A 4,752-nucleotide genomic window follows, 5' to 3' on the forward strand; every position below is an offset into this window, starting at 1 on the left:
ATTATTTAAATTTATTCAAATCTCGCTACCTTATTTGAACAGGAATTTAATTTAAAAAACCGATTAATGAAAATACCACAACTCCATTCTCGTCAATCAATCATAGCTCAACGCTATCGTATTCTCAATATTTTAGGACAAGGAGGTATCGGGACAACCTATAAGGCTGAAGACTTAAAAACGGGTCAAATTGTGGCAATAAAATCCCTATCCATACGGCAGATGAGCGACTGGAAAACCCTAGACTTATTTAAACGAGAAGCCGAAATTCTAGCGCAACTGAATCATCCCGCGATTCCCAAGTATTTAGCGTATTTTCAGGTAGATACACCGGAAACCCGTAACTTTTATCTGGTACAGCAACTCGCTCCGGGAAAGTCGTTAGCTGAATTAGTAGAACTGGGCTGGAAGCCCAAGGAAACTACCGTAAAACGTTTAGCTATTGAATTATTAAATATACTGGTTTACTTACAACAATGTACGCCAGCGATTATCCATCGCGATATTAAGCCCCAAAATATTATTCTCAGCAAAAATGGAGAAGTATTTCTGGTTGATTTTGGTGCAGTTTCCGATACCTATTATCATACCGTAATGGGAGGTAGTACGATAGTAGGAACATTCGGGTATATGGCTCCCGAACAATACCGAGGTCAAGCGGTATTATCCACGGATTTATATGAATTAGGTGCAACATTGCTATTTTTATTAACCGGAAAATCTCCGGCTGATTTCCCTCAGCATCAGCTCAAAATTAAGTTTCGCCCTCATGTCCAAATTTTGCCAGAGTTTGCCGATTGGTTAGAGCGAATCCTAGACCCTGCGATCGCCTATCGTTTTGCTAATGCGAAAGATGCCTTATCTGTCTGGCAAGGGAAACAGAAACTGAGCCAAAATATAGGACAACTTTTTTACCAATCGCCGCAAAAGCGGATTGCCTTACTCAAGACGCCGAACAAATTAATTCTAGAAATTAAACCGATAGGGCGACAACGCGATCGCTTCCGTTTATTAAGGGAACTGACTAGTATAATCAAACCCATTTTACCGTTACTGTTGTGGGATCTGATCGGTTTGCTTCTGGTTCAAGTTATCGCTATACCATCATTTTCTGGTAACATTTATGAAACTATTCGATTCAATCATTATCCAGATATTATATTTGCCACAACCATCTACAACTGGGTATTAAATGGATGTATTGGCTTCCTCGTTATTGGTCTTTTATTTCTGAGTATCTATGTTATGATAGGACTGTTTAGTATCGGGAGTTTTTTAATTCGTGCCACGTCTCGCACTTGGATCGAAATTAGTCTAAATGGCTTCCAGATAAAACGGTGGATTTTGGGTTTATGTTACTGGAATGATCGGGGGCAATTGGCTGATATAAATCCGATAAACCTGGACAAAATAAAGTTACCGTTACTTAGAAAAACGATAACCGTGTGTTTGCTACAGTCGCATCGGCGTAAGCATTGGTTAGGTATAGCTTTAATCCGATCAGAGCAAAAGTGGTTGGTGAGAGAAATAACTGATTTTTTGGGGGCTTTATCTTAATTAAGCCTATTAATTAAGCCTAGAACTAAAGTTCTGGCTAAAAGCTAAAACCCGTTAAAACGGGTTCAAAGTCTTAGCAAATAATCTAGCTTGTTTGCTCACCGAAACCCTTAATATACCGTAGGGTGGGCACTGCCCACCAGCCTTATTTGGATGTTATTCAGATTACTTAAAGGATAAGGATGGCTGAGTTCCGTTTTCTTTGACATTAAACTTAATATTAAATATCAGAAAAGGCTTTATGATCAGGAGGAGTATTTAATTGTGTCCGACTACTGAGAAGGAGATTTTCGATGAGCAAAAAAATGAACAACAAAACCAAAATTATAAAAGAAACCTTTGGAAGTCCTGACCAAGAGGGGTACTACAGTGGGGCTTATATCTTCAGTGACGGCACAGCAGAGTTTGTCTGTGGATACCAAGCTCCGATTGGCAAGAGCAACGGTAGCGAAGAATACTATAACGTAATGCCAGCTACCCCTCAACAGGTCTACGCTAAATATGGAAAATCTGAAGAAAGTGCTTGATTCGCCATCGATAGTTCAAGACGCGACTATTTGTCCTAAATAGCCCAAACATCTAACCCAAAATGAGCAACCCAGCATAGGCAATTGCCCCCAAAGCAAATGCCCAAAAGCAACTTTGCCGTTCTTCGGGTAGTTCTTCTTTAATCACATTCAGGATAATTCCTCCACTGAGAAAGGCAAATAGTACCGCTAGGGCGGCGGGAGAGATTTCCGTGGCTTGTCCAATCGCCCAACCGCACAAAATTGCGCTAGCTAAAACCCAGCGCCCTACCCGATGATAGGCGTCTTGGTGATGCTCCCGCAATCCATAGTCATTGACAAAAAAGTGCAACGCCATGGCGATAAAAAAGAATAAGAGACTCTCTATTCCCGGTTCCTCGCGATGAATAAGTAGATAACCAATTAAAAGGTTATAAAAGGAAAACGAGCCAATGTGTAACCAAAAGATTCCTTGAGAGAGCAAACTCCCCGGCTTTTGCTTATTTTGCCGCGACACTTTCACCAGATGTTCTAACCCATAGAATACCGTTAATCCCAGAAGTGCGACTAAATAAACATGGCTTTCCAAAAACGCGATCGCAAATCCTTCTGTCTGTTCAATGGTTCGTTGTCCCTGATTGAGTTCTGGCAATAAATGCACAAAAACATACGCCACCGATGCTCCCCCGGCGAATGATAACCACTGACTGCGAGGAATCACATCAAGAAAGCGCATTTGTCCACCAAATAGATGGACAAGCGCCAGGAGTATGGCGAAGATTAAGGCTAGCAGCGTGGTTAATGATATGTTCAACACTGAAGTGTCTGCGATCGCGAATAATCGTTGTACACCCATTCCCCTATTTTCTTGAAACATCTGGCAATTCCAACACATTCACCTGGACTAAGGGTGTAACATTGAAATCCGTCTCCAGTAAATGGCTTTGAATTGCTTCGGTTAACTGTGTCTGAATGGTTTCCGTAGAAGCCGTTACCTCCGGGTTACGCTGGACATAAACTACCGTCAGTAGTGTATTTTGCCCCTCAATTTTAGTCCGCGTAAACTGCACATTCGACTGCACCAGTTTTGCCAAATCACTCTCCTGCACCACCTGCTGAATCTCTGTTGAGGTACGCTGTTCGAGTGAGGTACGCTGTAAAGTGGGTTCCTGCCAAAGTTGCGCGGTTAACAACCCTGCCATGATAACCGCCCCAATTCCCAACCCCACAGGAAACAACCACCGCTTTCCCCGGTTATAGCGAGCGCCCGTGGCGGAAAGCCCCACCAGACGGAAGACAATCGCGCCAGAAAAATTAATCCCGGCTAACTGAAGCACAAGCAGGAACAGACTATTCACCACCATATCCCAGCGTGCGATCGCGGCTGCCATTCCCACTAATCCGGCGGCTGGGGCTAAGGATGCAGCGACTAACACACCCACGGCGGCTCCGGAAACTAGACTACTGCGTTCAGATTGGATGAGATTCAACGCCCCTGCGGTTCCGGCAATTAAGGGGAGGAGGATCGTAACCGATGATACCTTAAAACTCGCCATCATCAGACTGGTGGGTGCTTGCTGTTGCATAATCACACTCAAAATCCCCGCCACAAGCACCGTCACCGCAATCCCTGCACCATAGCGGATGACACTACGCTTAAGTAAGTATAAATCGCCTCGTGCCGTTGCGATCGCGGTATTCATCGCTGGTTCTGCAAAGGGTGCAATCAGCATCGCGGCGGTGAGTAGATAAATGGTATTGGTAAACAACCCAATCCAAACCACCACACCTGCACAAGCCGCATACCCCAGAAATCCCTTCCAAGAACCAACACTCTGCAACCCCGCTAAGAATATCTCCAGGGGGCTGCGTAGCTGCACCTCTTTCACTTGTTGCGGGGCTTCTGACAGGGGCGGTTTGAGGGGCATCATCCCTCGAGGCACTAATGTCACATATAAGTCAGGCAGAGTATCTAAGGCTTCTAGCAACTGCTCAACCTGACGATTGGGAACATAAGTAATCACAAAATCTATTTGTTCCTCGGTATCAGACGCTTCAAACCGAGCCAAATTTGTTCCCTGATGGGCTTTAGCCATATCGAGAACCTTATCTCCTTGTCCTCGTGGCACTTGAATTAAAAGTTGGCGCACCTCATCCTCCCATAGTTACCTGTCATTTAAGAGGAATGGCACGCTTAAGAGGAATATTGCTGACTTGTATAGCCAAGACATGAATTTCCTTGTCAAAGCTCAAGTGAGCTAAAGCCTACTAGGTAAGTATTTAACCCGTTAAAACGGGTTAGAGCTTTTAGCCCGAACTTTAGTTCAGGGCTGAATTTTAAGTCAGTGCCATTCCATTTAAGCGTGATACGCCCGATGCATTTTGACTTCCCTCATCAGAAAGATGTTAGGGCAAAGGGGCTGGGGGAGATGGGGGAGCGGGGGAAGATGACAAATGACAAATGACAAATGACGAATGACGTAGCTTGCTTCTCGCGAAGCGAGTATGACGAATGACGAATGACATTTTTTCCGAAATAAGGCTGAACAGATTGATATGAAAACTATACCTCGTCCAGAAAAAGCCGATCGCACCTATGCAACCTAACCACCCCTCCATAGAGCAGCTTATGTGGGAGAATGCCAGTCTGCGCCAGGAAATTGCCGTCCTGAAGCAGGAAAATGCGGAT

4 protein-coding genes are annotated in these 4,752 nt (G+C 44.3%); 2 read left to right on the forward strand and 2 right to left on the reverse strand.

Going from position 1 to position 4,752, the window contains the following annotated elements:
* The first annotated feature begins 66 nt into the window (after nt 1–66).
* Together ACLFWI_RS27050 and ACLFWI_RS27055 are read left to right on the forward strand one after the other, a co-directional pair.
* Nucleotides 67–1,557 carry a serine/threonine protein kinase gene (locus ACLFWI_RS27050; protein WP_446415499.1) on the forward strand — a complete coding sequence of 497 codons (1,491 nt, stop codon included), beginning with the start codon at nt 67–69 and terminating at the stop codon, nt 1,555–1,557.
* 305 nt (nt 1,558–1,862) lie between these two features.
* Nucleotides 1,863–2,084, forward strand: a complete 222-nt coding sequence (locus ACLFWI_RS27055) for a hypothetical protein (RefSeq protein WP_446415500.1) — start codon at nt 1,863–1,865, stop codon at nt 2,082–2,084.
* A 52-nt stretch (nt 2,085–2,136) separates the two neighbouring features.
* Here ACLFWI_RS27055 and ACLFWI_RS27060 read toward each other — a convergent pair whose 3' ends face one another.
* A complete protein-coding gene (locus tag ACLFWI_RS27060) occupies nt 2,137–2,919 on the reverse strand; it encodes a hypothetical protein (RefSeq protein ID WP_446415501.1) in 783 nt (260 codons plus the stop codon).
* Nucleotides 2,920–2,923: 4 nt separating this feature from the next.
* Nucleotides 2,924–4,213: a DUF389 domain-containing protein gene (locus ACLFWI_RS27065; RefSeq protein ID WP_446415502.1), complete on the reverse strand. Its 1,290-nt coding sequence runs from the start codon at nt 4,211–4,213 to the stop codon at nt 2,924–2,926.
* Nucleotides 4,214–4,752 lie beyond the last annotated feature (539 nt).

The sequence above is a fragment of the Coleofasciculus sp. genome (genome assembly GCF_046539235.1).
In the GTDB taxonomy this organism is placed as follows: domain Bacteria; phylum Cyanobacteriota; class Cyanobacteriia; order Cyanobacteriales; family Coleofasciculaceae; genus Coleofasciculus.